This is a genomic window from Zarconia sp., from assembly GCF_057467645.1.
The window spans coordinates 55,325-72,629 of record NZ_JBRJXU010000147.1; the positions used below are offsets into that span (position 1 = coordinate 55,325).

The 17,305-nt window shown below is 50.6% G+C and carries 10 protein-coding genes; 6 read left to right on the forward strand and 4 right to left on the reverse strand.

Features of this window, described 5'->3' with window-relative positions:
* Positions 1-329: 329 nt before the first annotated feature.
* Positions 330-770, reverse strand: a complete 441-nt coding sequence (locus AC2215_RS22385) for a DNA-binding protein (protein ID WP_486812317.1) — start codon at positions 768-770, stop codon at positions 330-332.
* A gap of 435 nt (positions 771-1,205) precedes the next feature.
* Between AC2215_RS22385 and AC2215_RS22390 the strand changes: the two genes are divergently transcribed.
* Positions 1,206-1,601: an IS630 transposase-related protein gene (locus AC2215_RS22390; RefSeq protein ID WP_486812234.1), complete on the forward strand. Its 396-nt coding sequence runs from the start codon at positions 1,206-1,208 to the stop codon at positions 1,599-1,601.
* Positions 1,602-1,823: 222 nt separating this feature from the next.
* Here AC2215_RS22390 and AC2215_RS22395 read toward each other — a convergent pair whose 3' ends face one another.
* The 3 genes from AC2215_RS22395 to AC2215_RS22405 all read right to left on the reverse strand — a co-directional run bounded on the left by AC2215_RS22395 (position 1,824) and on the right by AC2215_RS22405 (position 9,533).
* On the reverse strand, positions 1,824-7,463 hold the full coding sequence (locus AC2215_RS22395; protein WP_486812235.1) for a CHAT domain-containing protein: 5,640 nt from the start codon (positions 7,461-7,463) through the stop codon (positions 1,824-1,826).
* 295 nt (positions 7,464-7,758) lie between these two features.
* A complete protein-coding gene (locus tag AC2215_RS22400; RefSeq protein WP_486812236.1) occupies positions 7,759-8,499 on the reverse strand; it encodes a DUF928 domain-containing protein in 741 nt (246 codons plus the stop codon).
* A gap of 395 nt (positions 8,500-8,894) precedes the next feature.
* Positions 8,895-9,533 (reverse strand): histidine phosphatase family protein, encoded by a 639-nt coding sequence (locus tag AC2215_RS22405; RefSeq protein WP_486812237.1) that lies wholly within the window; start codon positions 9,531-9,533, stop codon positions 8,895-8,897.
* A gap of 825 nt (positions 9,534-10,358) precedes the next feature.
* Between AC2215_RS22405 and AC2215_RS22410 the strand changes: the two genes are divergently transcribed.
* From AC2215_RS22410 to AC2215_RS22430, 5 genes are all read left to right on the forward strand, one after another.
* Entirely contained in the window at positions 10,359-10,490 is a 132-nt protein-coding gene (locus AC2215_RS22410) for a hypothetical protein (RefSeq protein WP_486812238.1), read from the forward strand.
* Positions 10,487-10,768: a hypothetical protein gene (locus AC2215_RS22415; RefSeq protein WP_486812239.1), complete on the forward strand. Its 282-nt coding sequence runs from the start codon at positions 10,487-10,489 to the stop codon at positions 10,766-10,768. Before AC2215_RS22410 ends, AC2215_RS22415 begins: the two co-directional genes overlap by 4 nt.
* A gap of 159 nt (positions 10,769-10,927) precedes the next feature.
* A complete protein-coding gene (locus tag AC2215_RS22420; protein WP_486812240.1) occupies positions 10,928-12,988 on the forward strand; it encodes an adenylate/guanylate cyclase domain-containing protein in 2,061 nt (686 codons plus the stop codon).
* Between the two features lie 449 nt (positions 12,989-13,437).
* A complete protein-coding gene (locus tag AC2215_RS22425) occupies positions 13,438-13,590 on the forward strand; it encodes a hypothetical protein (protein ID WP_486812241.1) in 153 nt (50 codons plus the stop codon).
* Positions 13,591-14,330: 740 nt separating this feature from the next.
* Entirely contained in the window at positions 14,331-17,075 is a 2,745-nt protein-coding gene (locus AC2215_RS22430; RefSeq protein ID WP_486812242.1) for a hypothetical protein, read from the forward strand.
* Positions 17,076-17,305: the final 230 nt, after the last annotated feature.

The window sequence follows — 17,305 nt, forward strand, 5'->3', positions numbered from 1 at the left end:
CAAGAGGTCGGACCCCGCGTCGGCGAAAGACGCAAGGGAACGCCGACCTAGCAAGGGAACGCCGACCTAGCAAGGGAACGCTGACCTAGCAAGGGAACGCTGACCAATGGGGGGAGACTTATAGCGGTTTTCATAATGGTAGACCCCAGGCACTTGAAACGGGGTCGGCACGGAGGCATGACCCCTACATCACCGATGTCTGTTCGCATTTTTTGAGTGAACTCGCGTTCGGGGTCAATATTTTTGAAAACCGCTGTAAGCAAGATCGCACAATTGTCTGGTGTTGTCCGCGCCCAATGTGGCGACTGCTATAGATCGCCCCGGAGAGGCTAGCCCGAACCGATGGCTGCTGGCAAACCTAGGACTTTGACATCGTAAAAGGTTTCGATCCAGACTTTCGCCCCACAGAACGGTTTGTCGGGACGATACACGATGCGACATCCTCCGGGTATTTCCACCTCATATCCATAGATGTTCGAGCGACCTTTTTTGACGGTGATGACGGGCTCTCGCGTTTGATTTTTGCAATTTTGTTGAATTTTTCGGGAGTTGACGTGGACGATGGTTTTGGCTGGGACTCTGCCATGGCGCCAACGGGGAGCGGGACCTCTCGAACCTCTCGAGACGATCGGTTTGCCGCCAAAGAGGGGGATCAACCACATTTTTCCGGTTTTGTACGCACCTTTGACTCGACCGGCAATTAACAGGATTCTCAGTCGAGGGGTGGAGATTTTTAAAATTTGTGCGGCTTGTGTGGTTCCAACAATCATCACGCTAAAACACGATCGTAATAGTTTAAATTCTACATCCATCGGAGATTTGGGTCTAGCCTAGTACTCCACCACAGAAATTATGACGGGTAATTTTGTCAGGGCGGAACGTAGTGGAGGGAAACCCCCCGCGTATAGCCTGCGGCATGGCTAACGCTAACGCGAAGCGTCTCCTTCAGAGAATCGCCCCGCATGAAGGAGGCACAGTGGCACTACCCCTACCTGTCAAAATCATTGTGGCAAAGTACTAGTGCCGCGAGGCGGAATTAAAAATGCAAAATGCAAAATGCTTACTGTACATAACTTTCAGCGGTTGAAAGCTGGTCAGTTATTTCTGCCGCGCTGCACTAGGTCAACGTCAGTTTTGGATAATATAGCTATGGTCAGGAGTGTTAGGACATAGAATAGAATTCTTCTTTAGAGACGAACAGATAGATGGCAAAAGCTTATAGTTACGACCTACGGCAAAAGGTAGTCAATGCCATTCAACTCGACGGTATGCCCAAAAGCCAAGCGGCTCAAGTGTTTGGGTTAAGCCGTAATACCATCAACCTATGGCTCAAGCGGCAAGCACAAACGGGTGACTACCGGGCGTTGTCAAACCGTCCCCATCGAACGAGCCGTAAAATCAGTGATTGGGAAGGATTTACCCAATTTGCCCGCGACCATGGGGACAAAACCCAAGCTCAAATGGCTCAACTGTGGGAAGTGCCAGTGAGCACTCGGACGATATCACGTGCATTGAAGACCATTGGTTGGTCGCGCAAAAAAAAACATATGGCTACCGCGAACGAGATGAAGGTAAACGAAGGGCATACCTTGAACAATTAGCTCAGATATAGCAATACGCACATACGTTAGGACACTGTTATCTCCGTCTTCCCCTCTGGGTAATGGACCATTTTTCTGAACGTCCTAACCTAAGCGCGTAGCGCTATATAGCTTATAGATTTTGTAGATTTCCTAACACATTTGCGTAGCGCTATACCAATAAGCTCGCATTAGAGATCGGCTCTGAGCACTCGAGTGCGAGAGCAGTATTGCTTTGCTCTCCTACCAGGGGTTGCCAATGGTGGTAAAACTCGACCAATAATAAGGATGAGAGAGCGATCGACGACCCGATCGCACTAAATTCTCCGGCAACACCAACCCCTCATTGGCTTGAGAGAAATACAACTTATCTTGACTCAGGTAAACCCGCTCCCGAATCATGGCAATTTGTGCCTGTCGCAGAGCCTCGGTTTTCACTTTTACTCGGTCTAAATGGCTGTAAAACTCCGACATCAACGCCAGAGTGCCATCATCGCTAACGTACCACAAACTCGCCAAAGCCGATTGCGCTCCAGCCCGCACCGCCAATCCCGCAAACCCCAACTCGGCGCGGGTATCTCCGAATGCCGTCCGGCAAGCACTCAACACCAACAACTCAAAGGAGGATTTCTCCAATCCCAAATCCGAAAAGCGATCGAGAGGTAAAGATTCATCCCAAAATTGGATATAGGAATTCTCCGGTTGCCCCGGTTGAAACTGGGCGTGGGTGGCGAGGTGCAAAATGCCAAAGGGCTGCTGCTGGCTTTGAGTTTGCAAGGTATCGAGGGTGAAACGGTTGTTGAGGAACGCTCGCCCGTTTCTCAAACCCGATGCAAATGTGGAATTGGCTTTCTCTTTCGTCGTTGCATTCCCCTGCAAAATCTCTAAATCTCCAGTAATGAGCGAGAGTTCTGCGGGAACGGCCGGCAGGGGTGACTGACTGGCAAACTCCGAAGCCCCCATCGCCAGCACTTGAGCGTTTTGCAAGTTGATATAGTTCAAATCCAGCAGTCCGAGACTGGGAATAATGCTCAAGCCATATTTCTCCACCAAAAACTGTTCCGTATCGTGGAGGGCGGCAATGGGTAGCAAGCGCAATCCTTCATCCATGCAAAAGATTAGCGTATCGACCCCTAAAGCTTGCAACTGGTCTTCCACGGGACTCACCAGCCATTGATGTAACTGCCCGGCCGGTTTGAGATAGGATGTGCTTTGCAAGCGAGTGCGATCGGTCACTTCCCGACGCAACGCCGCCACCGTATCGAGGAGGGTTTGCCGATCGACCCCTTCGATGGTGCGATGAATGGGAGGGCTTCCTACGGCCACTAAAATTAGCTCCAAGCGATCGTCCCGCACCATGGTGTAAATCACGCCGGTTTTGGTCTCCGTTTCTCGATCGATCTGACCCAATTTCGCTTGAATTTCAAACACCGTCGGTTGCGCGGTACTGAAGTTTTCCCGGAAGTGGTCTTCGTATTCTTGAGTGTAGAGGCGATCGAGTAATCCCAACCCTTCCACCAGATTGCCCACATCCAGAGAGGCTTCCGTCTGGTTCCTTAATGCTGGCAATACCGACACATCAGCGGTTGGAGACGCCACTGCGGCGACCGTTTCCATCACGAGTACCTCAGCAGACTCCCCGGTAGTTCCTTGCCCATCGGTCTGCAGCACATTTGTATCAAATTGCCCTAAATCGTGGGTGTCGAGATTGGTTTCCAGAGTCGATGTTGTGCTTTGCTCAACGGGTTCGACGGTTAAATCCGCTGCCAGTTCTAGATGTGAGGTCGTCTCCGAGGCGATCGCCCCTGAATCGGCGATATCTGTCTGACTCGCATCAAGATCTTCAACCGTCTCAACATTCACATCCCTAAGAACCGGCAAGATTTCCGGCGCGTCAATCCGCACCACCCCCGTATCCGTTTGCACTTCCCCGGTTTCGATCGCCCCAACTTGGCTGGTGAGGATAATATCGCCACTCCCCTGGGCCCCAGTCGAGGTCACATCTCCCGTCTCGATATCCCCGGCTGCAGTTACCGTAATATCTCCGGAGGTTCCCGTTTGGGCGCTGCTGGCGATATCCCCGGTGTCGATGTTGCCCTCCCGACTGGTGAGGGTGATGTCGCCGCTATTACCACCGCCCGTCGATCGAACCTCCCCCGTGGTAATATTCCCTTGCGCATCAACCTCAATCTCCCCACTATCCCCATGTCGGGCTTCGGTTTCGATGTCACCGGTTTCGATACTGCCCTCGCCGCTACTGAGGCGAACATCGCCACTCTCTTCGTCTCCAGCGGAGGTCACATCTCCCGTGGCGATCTCTCCTCCGGCATCCACATCAATATCCCCGCTATTCCCGCGCCCGGAACTCGTCGTCACGTCACCCGTCATCGTATCGCCGCCAGAGGTGGTATCGATATCGCCACTATCTCCGGTATTTGTAGTGGTGGAAATGGTTTGGGTGGTGATGCCATCGGCGGCGATAATTTCGATATCCCCCGACCCTGTCGTGCCAATGGATTGTACGTTCGCCGTTTCAACGTTCGTGCCGTTAATGGTAATATTGCCACTCACCCCAACCGTGGTTTCGGTGGTAATATTTCCCGCACTCAAATCGCCACTGTCGAGGATTTCTAGGGTAATATCCCCACTATCGAGTCGGCCGAAGGTTTGGATGTCATTGGCTTGGATGTTGCTATAAGCGGTGACGTTAATCGCACCAGCAGTTCCGTTATTCGATCGGGTGCTAATATTTCCCGTCGTCACAGAACTGGTCGCGGTCGTATTGCTAGCGAGGTCGATCTGCCCTCCCGCACCGTTGCCGTTGGTGAAAGTGTTCAGGTTGCCGGTGGCGATGTTGCCCTGGGTACTGCGGAGGCTGAGGTGACCGCCATCCCCAGTTTGAGAACTCGATGCAATATTGGCCGTGGTAATATTACCGCGACTTTCGAGGGTGACGTCTCCCGCATTGCCATTTTCCGACAACGTGCCCAAATCTCCCCCACTGGTATTGATTCCCCCGTTGGTGCTGGTGATGTGGAGGTTGCCCCCGCGCAATGGGGCACTAGAGGCGATCGTCTGGCTGGTGACGCTGCCATTGGCGTTGAGGGTGACGTTCCCAGCCGTTCCATAGGTCGATTGAGTGACGAGGGTTCCCGCACGGGTATCGATGCTGCCATTGCGACTGGTGACTTGAATTTCACCCCCTTGAATACCGGCTTGGGAGTTAATCGTACTCGTTAAGACATCTCCACCAGAGGCGATCGTTACGTTACCCGCCCGCGCGTCAACCCCGACATCGTCAATGGCAAACGTACTCAGAAATCCATTCCGAGTATCGATCGTGCCGTCATCGCTCGTGCTGGCGAGGGTAATATCTCCCCCAACCTCAGAACCATTCACGTCAATGTGGGCATTGACGGTAATATTATCGCGAGCCTCAAGATTGACATTACCCCCAGAACCACTGCCACTGGCTTGGGCTTGGATATTATCTCGAATTTCGATCGAACCGTTCCGACTGGTAACGTTAATATTGCCCGCGACGATCGGGTTGAAACCAAAAGCATCTTCGGTGGAGACATCTAAACCGTTGGCGATAATATCGTTTTCGGCAATCAGAGTAATATTTCCTCCCGTTGCCAAACCCCCTAACGACAGGGCCGACGAAGAAATGTTATTGCCACTCGTCGTCTCGATCGAACCACCGCTTTCGATGGTAATCGTGCCTCCCCTGGTTCCCGCACCGTCAAAATCGAAACTTCCCGCATCGATATCACCGACGATGATATCTCCAGTCGCTGAGACGGTGACAGCGCCCCCATTCCCCCCATTGGCAAAGGTTTGAACGATGATGGCAGATGCGTCGATCGAGCCATTGGTACTTTCAACGGTAATCTTGCCAGCGTCGGCGAAATCACTCAGAGAAAATAAACCCGCATCAATAGCGCTGACATCCCCATCCGCCCTTAAGAGTATCTCTCCCCCGGCAGAGGTTTCGATAAAATTCCCAGAAGCATCGAGGGTTCCCCCTGCGCTCAGGGAAATATTTCCCCCAGCAGAGGTTTGAATCACACTAAAATCTGTATTGAGGTTGCCGACTGCACTCAGGGTAATGTTTCCCCCTTCTGAGGTGAACAGATGACTATCTAGGGCATTGAGGTCGCCACTGCTATTGAGGAAAATATTGCCACCCCCCATGCCGATATCCGAGGTATCGATCGACCCCACGGTAATCCCGGCCCCGGAAATCTCCAAATTGCGCCCCAGAGCCGTAATACTATCGGCGGGACTCATGGAAAAGGCCCCTTCACCATCGCGATCGGAGTCGGCTGTAAACGTTACCGAACCGGAACCCGGTGCTAAAAACAGCGATACGCCATCCTCTAAAGTAATATCGTTGCTCGCTTCGAGGACGATATCCGTATCCCCTGAGAGACCTTCCAACTCCGACTGGTAAATGGTAGTGGGGGCAGTATCGGCAGCTTCAACTTGCCCCACCGTTCCCGAGGGGTTGCCAGCAAAGGTATCATCTCCATCCGTTGCCCCATCTCCCGTACCGGCAGCAATGGTAATATCCACCGGATCGAGCAATAACATTCCCAACAACCCTTGGGGGGCGCGAGTATCAACGTCTCCTCGGAAAATCAGCGTGTCTTTCCCCGAGACTTCCACAAATCCACCATTGCCACCATCGCTTCCCCCACGGGCGCTAATCTTGCCCCAAAATGCGGTGGTATCGTCAGCCCAGAGGATAATTTCCCCGCCATCTCCGAATGCGATCGCATCCGCAAAAATTGACGAGTTACCATCAACCAAGGTGACCCGCGCATTCGGAAGATCGCCTTCCCCTCGAAAATCTCCCCCGAGGAAAATATTCCCACCTCCCCCAACGCCGGAAGCATCGAGGTGCGCATCGAACAGTCCCACGCGAGTTCCCAATACTTGAATGCTGGGTAATGACAATTCCTCATGACTCGAGTTGCCGCGTACCGACACCGACCCCGAAACGATCGCATCTCCCGGCGCGATATCGACTTCAGACCCCACCAAACTCACCGTCCCATCGCCATTGACGACAAGCTGACTGGCATTGCCCGAAAATGCGCCACCCGTTAGCAATTGCGGTAAAGATAGTGGGGTCGCCGAATCCGAGAACTCTGTAATTTCTAGATTCAGCACGTTGCCGGCCGCACTCAAACGAACGAGACTTTCTCCAGGAACTGCGGTCACAGTAATATTGCCATTTGGAGCGCTTAAATTCCCGGTATTGACAACCGTTCCCCCGAACAAGCTCAGATTCTGTCCGGTAGAAACCGCTAAATTGCTTTCATTGACGATCGCTCCGGGTTCGGAGGTTGCAAAGCTAAAGGCATTTGGACTTCCCAGCAATGCCGACCAGTGATTGTCTCCAAAAGCGTTGAACCAGTTGTCGCCCAATCCAATTCCCGTCGCTGTGGTTGCGGTAAAATCAGCCGGGACGTTCAAAGCCGCATCGGGTCCGAACACCATCCCGGCGGGGTTCATCAAAAAGAGATTGGCATCCCCCCCACTCACTTGAATCAAACCGTTGATATAGGACGCATGACCCCCCGTCACCCGCCCCAAAATATTTTCCAGATGGGGGTTGGCAATAAAGTTAGCGATTTGCCCTTCGCTTAAGCCGAATTCCTCGAAGCTGTGGAAGAGGTTCGCGTCGTCGCCGGAGAGTTGCCCCCCTTCGATATTGAATCGATCGCCCTCAGGCGTAACAATCGTTCCCGTACCATCGGTTGCCGGGACGATGGATTGGGAAAATACTGCCCTCGGTACGATTCCCAGAACCCAGGAAATACCGAGAACAAAGATGACTTTACCCCGAGTTGCTTGCATGAAGAGTTTTGTCATGAGTCGAAAACTTTGACGGACATTGGTGAAAGAGGTATTGGGTATGGGGCATTGGTGAAGGGTTGAGGAAATTTCTCGTTTGTCAAGCCCCATATTTAGTGTTGTCCCTCGATTGACTCTTCAGGTCTCAACGGTTTCCGATGGTCGAGCAATGTCGATCTCCCATTCCCCTTGACAGGTGGCACGTCCGCTTAACCTTTCACCAATGGGTATGGGATGTTGCAACTGACCCATTGTTCATTCTCCATTCACTCTCCCCCCACTCCTCAAATCCGTCCCCAATTGCCCAGCCAGACTATTGCAACGGAACCTCTGCAAGACTGTCCAAACCCACTGATTGCAGTAGATCTTGCCAACTCGAAGTGACTTCCGAGTTATTCGGTTGAGTGCGGCGCAAGTGGGCTAAAGTTTCGAGCGTTTCGTACCAAATTCCCGCTTCGGCGTACAACGCAGGATGGGTTTCCTCTGCTGCCTGGGCGAGCTTTTGTCCGAGGGTGGAGTCATCGATGCGCTTCACCCAACCATCGACGATCGCATTTCCAGAGCGATCGGTATCGCTGCACAGAATGCTGGCATACCAATGGTAATCTTTGCCGACTTGTAACGCTGGCAGATCCGATTCGTCGAGGGTGTAACTGACAATTCCCGGTTGTTCTGGCATTGCCACGGTTTTTCGCAAGATTTCGGTGCCATCTTCGTGGCTGAAGACGAGTTCGACGGCATTGGCAGATGTTGCCGGAACGTACAGCCAAATCGTGGGATGGGTATTGAGGGTCAATCCTAAATTGCTTGGTGGCATTAACGCAATGAAATTATCGTTGGGTTCGGTAATACAAATCCCCCAGCCGCGACTGGCCCCCCCAACGGTAGAGCCTGGAGCATCTTGATTCGGAGGAGAAAAATTTACTTTAGCCCCCGGACTGCTAAAGGCGGTGCGAGCGTAGCTTGCCCCCCTCAAACCGGTCGTGGGTGCTAAGAAAATCAGACTCATTAAACCCGTTGCTAAAACAGAATTGCCGATCGGTTTAAAATTCATTTTTTTAGACTGAGAATCGAAGTAACACCGATACACCACTGAATCTGGGAAAGACGTGAATTTACTTTCAAACTAGCATTTTTAATCGATTGCTGGCGATATTTGGTCTCGAACGTGAAATGATTTCAATCTTCGAACGAACGGATTGAAGGAACTGTAAAGAGTCAGAATATCTCTTTTGATTTCGATGAGATGAGGTTAATCGATCGATGCCAACTAATCGAGATTGTCAACGATCGGGTTGTGCGTCAAGATCGCATTCAGTCAGTGGAGCGAAGGTTGAAAAAGTCAGAAAATCGTGAAGCGCAACCCTGAAATTTCCTCACGAAAAACTGCTGCCCCGATCGAACATCGATCGGCGTTTGAGCGATTTCAATCGCGATCGCCCAACCTCTCTAATTAAATCGAATCTTTGTCTGAGGCTGACTTAAATGGGAGGTATCGCCGTTGAGTTCCATCACCCATCGAGTATCCCGGCGCGCGAGCTTGACAATACAGCAAAGAGATGCATTAATTTCTCGGTATTCTCCCAAAAGTCCGACTGCCGTACCGGCAACCGACGCTCCATGTCCGATCCACAATAAGTCGGTGGAATATCGCTCCACCAGGCACTTTGCCGTCTCTGCCGTGCGCTGCCAGCAGAGTTCGTCGGTTTCGGGGTACTGAGGCTGCACCAGAGAGCGATAACTCAAATCGATGCGAGGAAAATGGGTTTTCAAGGCTTCTGGGGGTAGGGTTTCGGGCATCTTGTTCATCCACTCCCGATTGAGCCATTCGCACAAACCCCATTCTAATTTGATGGGTAAATCGAGTGCCTCGGCAACGTAATTTGCAGTCTGCACCGTGCGTAAAAAGGGAGAGGCAAAAATATGCGCGATCCCTTCACCTTGGAGGCGCGTACCTAATTCTCGGGCTTGAACTTCGCCATCGGGGGATAGATGGGGATCGTAACGGCGCTTGGCGGTGTTAAACCACTCGGGACGAACGAAGTCAATCCGATTTCCGTGTCGGGCGATCCAAATTGTTTGAGTCATTGTCGATATCGTTTCCTTGATTGCGATCGAACCACAAAACTCTCTGCCTTTTTCTGCGATCGGGCTTACATTTGCGTTACGTATTTATTGACAAAAAAACATTTCTATGTGTTAAATTTTTAGCGAGATTAAGTAATCCGTTGAATTCGATCGGATTTAGCTCTAGAACCGTTGACTTTTTCTCGATAGACTATCACTTTACTGGTATTGATGGATTTGTATTTAGAAGTAATTAAGGCGGCGTGCAACTTGAAGCAAAGCTATATCGCGATCGAGCCGACCCGATCCCCCTTTCCCTTTAAGCCGGTGCTGTTAGGTTTGGGATAATTAAGTTGCACGTGGCATCACGAACATCCTGACACGATCGAAGTGGGGATATAAGATGAAAGTATCAGGATTTGGGAAAACCGTCATTTCTCCTCAATAAAATTTCTCGGCTAGATGGTTTGGGGTTACGTCAAAGGGTACGGCTCGAGAATCTGTGGATGGCCATAGAACGCCGTGCCCGGTACAGTCTATAGGTGCTGAAATCCGAACTCCTTCGTGTTGAGCGATCTCAAGTTCGGATAATTCGTGAGAATTGGGCGCAAATGCTTAATCTCTTCTCAAATTCTCTCCCCCAGCGATTGCCTGCTCGTTTCACGGTGAATTATAAGTATTCAACCGAACTGGATATGAGTGAGTGTAACCGAGCAGCTTCTGTTGTTGCGTCAAACTCGTGATATCAGAGGAAAACATCTGGAATCGAGTTGTCATCTATTCATCATTTTCTATCGTTATGACTCTTAGTCCCCTCGAACAAGCATCCACTCTCAGATCGCCACCGTGCGCGTCCCACCTCATCCCAGCTTGACAACAGCAGAAGTCGAGCCAACAGTAAATATTTTCAACGAACGGGAAGGAAACACCATTCGTGCCCTGTACGATCGAAGACAGGTGGCGGTAATGGGACCGTGACCGATGCCTCCGAAGCCCAACAGGTCACCCAAGCCTTCGAGAAGATTCCCGGAGTTGAGTCGGTGACCAATACCGTCGGCACGCAGCCGTTGAAAATCGATACCCGAATCTACTTCAAACCCGGTTCTGCGGAACTTGAATCGATCGACTTGGAGACCAAAGTCACTCGGGTCAAACCCTTGCTCGACGAAAATCCCGCAATGCGCATCGAGATTATCGGCTACAGCAATGAATTCAGTCCGATCGAACCCAAACCCTTTGAGGATTTGTCACACTAGGATCGATCGGAAGCATATTCAGTTCCGTCGAGCCCTCGCAATTGAACTCAAAACTGGGCATGAGAGGAGTACGGGAGAACACGGGAGATATTGTCAGACGATCTCTTGCCACGGGAACAAACGAGCCAAACTGGAGATAACACCCGAAAACAAGCATCTATGATGAGTTCTTCAAATCCAGAAACCTTCGTGCCGCCGCACGTTGAATACATTATTCTCAACTGTGCCTTGAGAATTGTGCGCGTGTCTGAGGGAAGTGCTCGATTTGTTGACAACCCGACTGACCTCGATGTCGATGTCGAAATCGCCATGGGATTTCCAGAACTGTGTGGCATGGAGGAGATTTTCGCAGAGATTTTGCAAGGGGAGCGCCAAGAATTTGTCTTGAGAGGTATCCTTCGCCATTTTCAGCCCGACGCCCCCAGCTATCTCGATCTTTACGCCATCGCCCACCCGCAACAGAACGATCGATTCGTTCTCTTTTTAGAAGATGTGACCGATCGGATGACTTTGGAGCAAACCCTGGTGCAGGCTTCCAATGAGATGATGCTCCTGGTCGATCGGTTATCGGTCTCCGAATCCTATACCCAAAATATCGTCACTTCCATGGCCGATGCTTTGATGGTGACAGATCTGTCGGGGACGATCCAAAAAATCAATCCCGCCACCGTTGCCCTCCTCGGCTACGAATCCTCGGAACTGGTGGGGCAGCACATCTTAAGGGTTCTCGACGATCCCAACTTCGATATTGCAGAAATTCAACGATATCTACTGGCTGAAGACGGGGAAATCCTCAGAAATATCGAACTGATTTGCCGGTGTAAAAATGGCGAAAACGTAACGGTTGCCTTTTCCTGTTCGGTGATTCCCAACGAAGGGCAAAACTGGCAAGAACTCATCTATGTCGGTCGCGACGTCACCAAACAGCTTCGCGCCCAACAACGGACGATCGCCCAGTCGATCGTCACTCAAACCCTGTCCGAGGCGATCGCCATTGAAGATGCCATCCCCAAAGTGTTACAAGGCATTTGCGAACACCTCCGCTGGGATTTGGGGGAGTTGTGGCTGCCGAATACCGAACCCGATCGACCCCGAGACGAATCCCACCTCAACCTGCAATTGAGTTGTGTTGCGGCGTGGTCGGACCCCTCGGTGGACTTGTCTCGATGGATGATAGCGGCCCGACAGAAAGCGTTTGCCTCCGGCGAAGGCATTCCCGGTCAAATTTGGCAGACGGGAAAGTCGGAGTGGATTCCCGATTGGGTTCGCGATCGTCGTTTTAAAAGCAGCACTTCTGTTACCACCCAATCTCTGCGCTGTGCCTTCGGCTTCCCCATTCAAATTGGCAACGAGACGATCGCGGTGATGACGTTATTTTCGCGGGAGGTGCGATCGCCCGATCGAGATATGATGCGCATGATGCGTTTGGTGGGGGGGCAACTGGGTCAATTCGTCCAGCGCAAACGCACGGAAGCGGCCCTACGTCAGCAACGAGAACAGACCGAACGCCTGCTGCTGAATATTTTGCCCGAAGCGATCGCGGAGCGTCTCAAACGGGAACAGGGTATCATCGCCGAAGATTTTGAGGACGTGACGGTTTTGTTTGCCGATATCGTCGGGTTTACGGAACTATCCGCGCAAATTTCCGCCACGGAGTTGGTGCGCTTGCTCAATCAGGTCTTTTCCGAGTTCGATAAACTCAGCGACAAGCACGGTCTCGAAAAGATTAAAACCATTGGCGATGCTTACATGGTGGTGGGCGGACTGCCCAAACCGATGGAAGATAGCGCTGTTGCCGTCGCCCAAATGGCTTTGGAAATGCAACAAGAGATCGCTCACTTTAACACCCGCAACCATCAAACCTTAAGCTTGCGCATTGGCATCCATACGGGTCCGGTAGTGGCCGGTGTCATCGGAATTAAAAAGTTTAATTATGATTTGTGGGGAGATACGGTGAATACGGCCAGCCGCATGGAATCCCACGGCGTTCCAGGGAAAATACAGGTTTCCCCAGCGACCTACGAACAAATTCGACATCAGTTCGTCTTGGAAAAACGGGGTCCGATCTTGATTAAAGGTAAGGGGAATATGACCACTTATTTTCTCGACGATCGCCGGGACGATCGCCCGCACTCACCGGCAAAATCGCAGCAATCTTCGCGATCGAGAAGGGAAAATCAACCCGATCGATTTGGGTTTTCCGTTCGGGTTTCGGTTTAGATTTATTGTTTTGATGAACGCGACATATCATCTAAAATCCGGGTATACACTGACTATATAGAATTGGTCAAAAAATCTCTTTTCCGATGGCTGAGTCTTCGTTTACTGGTAACGGTCAGCCTCAATTTAAAAGTAGTAATTCATCCGGATTTGATAGATAGCTCGTCGCACTGGTTGACTTAAATAATGGACGGAATAGGTTTTTTCTATTCCCGATTCTCCGTTCCCCATTTCCCATGACTGACAATGTGTAATGGTACCAGCACGAACTGCTAGATATCGCAGTCGTCAGGACCGTTAAGACGTTCTATCTCACATCAGTATCTCTGTGCCCCAGAAACGCCTGCTTCAGATCGATCGCCTTCACCAGTGTCCGTACCTAACAGGGTAGTTGCGATAGCAGTTGCTATTTGAGTTCATGTCAGTTTTGCTTAAGCTGCCTCGCCGGGATGCCGACTCTCGATCGCGTTCGGGCGGTCGGCAAGCCTCCTGAAAGTCAGGCTGTAACACTGGGTACATCTGGTCTCTGGGGGGGAAAGTACTCCATTCCCCGTTCCGGAGTTCCCCTCACCGGAAACAGTCCGATCCAAAACGGACGTTAACTCATTGAATTTGTTCTGTTTCGATCGAGGGAGTAGAGCAGATCGAGCTTTACCGAAACTTTTTATTCAATCAATTTATTTCTCTAAGAATCCCTGAAAATGGTATCGATTTGATGTATCTACATTCCGTATTTGTACAGATATTTTAAAGTTTTTGATTTTGACTTGCCCGAACATAATTTATCTGTAACAATACAATTGTTCAAAAAATATGAACTTAACATATTAAAAGCATCATGTCAAAACTATAAGAATATTTGACACCTATATTCACTCGCGAGTCAATCTTAATCAATTGATTGTCAAATATCTCATGCTTGTAATTTTTTTTAAATCTACATGCCGATATTAACAAAAAATAAAATTTTATAAAAACAGTAAAAATAAAGTTAGAAACAAAAAATATTTAATTTTCTCAAAAAAAATCTAATTTTATGCAAGTTTTTGATTGAGTTCGCTTGGTTTATTCGAGATACTTATTCGATTAAATAAAAAATTAAGACTTGGAGGAAAAATATTTACTTTAGAGTGTGAGTGGGTGCATTGAGATGATATTAAATCCGGATTAAAACTTACTGTATCAGGTGGGGAACCGTCATTTCTTTTCCTGGGATTGAGCCTAAGCTGACGGGGGGCGATCGAGCAGAGTTTTACAGTAACGATTTAAGCGGATTTCAGACGAAGGGGTTGGGGAAGTATCTACCGTGCAAACACCTACACAAATTCACGAAGGTTCAAACATGTCTAGCAATTTAGAATTAATCGGCACCGGCGAACTCAACGGTATCCTTTTTTCCTCCACGGATGTTTCCGGCGAAAATGCCACTTCATTTCTTCGCATTAGAAATGTCAGCAATCAAGATACTGGGGAAGGATATAACACCGACGGCACCAAAGAATTTGAAACCAAACGCAATGGAACCCGATCGATCCAACTCTCCGATCTACCCACCCTCACCATTGACGAGAGAGAATACGTCGAGGTGCGTCTGAGACTCAATGAAGGGCGCAACGCTTCCACTATCGATTTAAACGAGTTACGACTCTACACCTCAGATGTCGGCAACTTAAGCGGCTACGACCCATCCACGCTGCAACTGGCGGGACTCGACCCAATTCTCGATCTCGATAGCAACGGAGACAATACCGTCAGGTTAGATGATTCCTTCAGTCCGGCAGTGGATTCTGGAGATGCACTGATTTACTTCCCCAAAGAAGAATTCGGGGAAGGGGACCCATATGTTTACCTCTATTCCAAATTCAAATGGGCCAACGCGCGTTTTGAAGAATGGTCCTTCGGCAGCCAAGCCTTGGGAGAACTCGCAGACCTGTCCCTCGACCAAACCATCTCGTCGACCTCCGCTGCTGTGGGAGAGGATGTTACCTTTACCCTCACCGTTGCCAACGATGGGTCTGCCGATGCCACTGGGATTCAAGTGGAAGACTTGTTGCCGGAGGGCTTCGAGTTCGTCAGTGCCACCCCCGATCTCGGTACTTACGACCCCCTAACGGGAATTTGGGATGTAGGTTCTTTAGATTCGGGAGAGACAACCGACCTCGATATTACCGCCACCGTCGTCGAAGAAGCCGACCCGCAAGCTTATACCAACATTGCCGAAATCGTCGCTGCCAACCAGTTCGATCCCGATTCGGCTGTCAATAACGGCGATGCGACCGAAGACGACTTCGCCAGTGCCACCGTTACTGTTGCCGACCCCGTCGAACTCGAACTCACCAAAGAAATTACCCAAGTCGAGAGCGAAGTCGATACCGATGGAGATGGTACGCCCGATCGCTTTATCGCCTCTCCCGGCGATGACGTGACCTTCACCATTACCGTGGACAACACCGGTACGACAGACGCGACGGATGTGGTGGTGTTCGACGACCTCAGCCAAGTCTTACCCATCGGTTTGGAGGTCGTGAGTCTCGATACCGATGGAGGCAGCGAACTCGACACCGACGGGAACTCGCGCACCCTCGAAGTTGAATTCGACAGCATTGCCGCCGGTGAGAGTAAAACCATTACCGTCAACGCGCGGGTCAGTACCGAGTCCCTAGTCTCCGTCGATATCCAGGGTACATTAGGGTCGGACGCGGCACTTCCCGAGTATGCGGGGGTGAGTTTTGACGGGACGCTCTACTTCCATGCCGATCTCCAAAAGAGTGCTGGGGATGAAATCGTCAATTTCAAGTTCCTCGATTTCACCAACGAAGCTCAAGTCATTTCCATCGGCGGCGACAGCATCGACCCCACCTTATTTGCCGACAGTGCCACCCTGGATATTTCCACCCTGGATATAGAAGGGTTACTTAACAACGGCGAATTCCTCAATCTCCAAAGCATTGGTTCCCCCGACTCCCCCGACGAAACCTACGCTTTCAATCCCGATCCCCTCTACCGTGCCAGCGGTCGAGTCAGGAACTCATCGCAGTTTTTACCCCCCGGTCAAGAGGGTTCATTTGGCTTGAACGTGCTGTGGCGCAAACTCGACGATCCGGCATTAGATGCGGCCTTGGCGGAGTGGAAAGACATGAGTTCCGACGGGGACTTGAGCGATCCAACAGACGAACTAGCAGCGCTCGATGCCCTAGAGTCATTTATTGCCGATGGGGTAACTCGTGCCGACCTGTTTGAAAGCGGGGATTTAAACTTAGATAATGGTTCGGAAAGTGCCGGAGTGGGCGTTGATGAAATCGGACTGTCCCCGGCATTAGAGGAAACCGTGACTGTTGCCATCAACGATAGTGGTGCAACGGTGAACGGTCAAACCTTTAACAACCTGCAAAATGCCCTCAATTCCCTGAATTTTTCCAACCCCACGGGGGTCAACATCGAAATTGAAGATAGCAACGGGAACGGCGTGGTTGAAACCCGATTGAGAGAACTGGGCGGTTTCAACTTCGATCGCAACTGGGGCATTGAAGAAATTACCATCGATGGCAATGTCGATGAAGTTATCTTCACCGGTGGTAACAACAAGACCGATCTCGATTTCGCTTCCCAAACCATCGTTGCCAACCCCGGAACGGAGATTTCCATTTTCGGGGGTCGGGCCGATGCGATCGCCGGTACTGCATTAGACGATTTTATTTTTGGCGGTCGCGGTCGAGATACCCTCTCGGGAGAAGCCGGAGACGACGAACTGTTTGGCGACCGGGGAAAAGACGTACTAATCGGCGGTCAAGGTAGCGATATTTTAAGCGGCGGTTTCGGTCAAGATGAATTTGTGATCGGCTTTGAGTTCGACAGCAATGCTGTCGATATTATTACTGATTTCCAACGTCGAGAAACTATCGATCTGACGGAATTGGGTCTCGATGCGAGCGATCTCGATAGTTCGGGGAATGGCTTCGTCGATGCGAGCGATACCCACGTCAGTTTTGCGGGGGGGAGTCTGGAAATCGACCTCACCGACTTCCTCGGCGGTACCCTGCAATTGCAAGGGGTGAGTTCCGTAAACGTTTCGGCATTCGCGCTGTAAGAGAACGGCAACGTTGAAAAATGAGGGGATGTAGGTTAACATCTCCTCCTAAGTGGGGTTAAACCCCCCTTTGACTCGATCGCAAGATCGACAAAGTTCTAACAACTGCTTTTTCAGGCAGTCGTATCGGAAACATCGGTATCGGAAAAACGCGGTCGTACCGTCATACGGTGAAAAATAATCGGGGTGTTTGTCGCAGTATTGATGGATGAGTTTTCACGTCGATGTGT

Bases quoted from the DNA above. Each gene is read 5' to 3' on its own strand.
- AC2215_RS22385 (WP_486812317.1), bottom strand. From the start codon at position 770: ATGATTGTTGGAACCACACAAGCCGCACAAATTTTAAAAATCTCCACC.
- AC2215_RS22390 (WP_486812234.1), top strand. From the start codon at position 1,206: ATGGCAAAAGCTTATAGTTACGACCTACGGCAAAAGGTAGTCAATGCC.
- AC2215_RS22395 (WP_486812235.1), bottom strand. From the start codon at position 7,463: ATGACAAAACTCTTCATGCAAGCAACTCGGGGTAAAGTCATCTTTGTT.
- AC2215_RS22400 (WP_486812236.1), bottom strand. From the start codon at position 8,499: ATGAATTTTAAACCGATCGGCAATTCTGTTTTAGCAACGGGTTTAATG.
- AC2215_RS22405 (WP_486812237.1), bottom strand. From the start codon at position 9,533: ATGACTCAAACAATTTGGATCGCCCGACACGGAAATCGGATTGACTTC.
- AC2215_RS22420 (WP_486812240.1), top strand. From the start codon at position 10,928: ATGATGAGTTCTTCAAATCCAGAAACCTTCGTGCCGCCGCACGTTGAA.
- AC2215_RS22425 (WP_486812241.1), top strand. From the start codon at position 13,438: ATGCCGACTCTCGATCGCGTTCGGGCGGTCGGCAAGCCTCCTGAAAGT.
- AC2215_RS22430 (WP_486812242.1), top strand. From the start codon at position 14,331: ATGTCTAGCAATTTAGAATTAATCGGCACCGGCGAACTCAACGGTATC.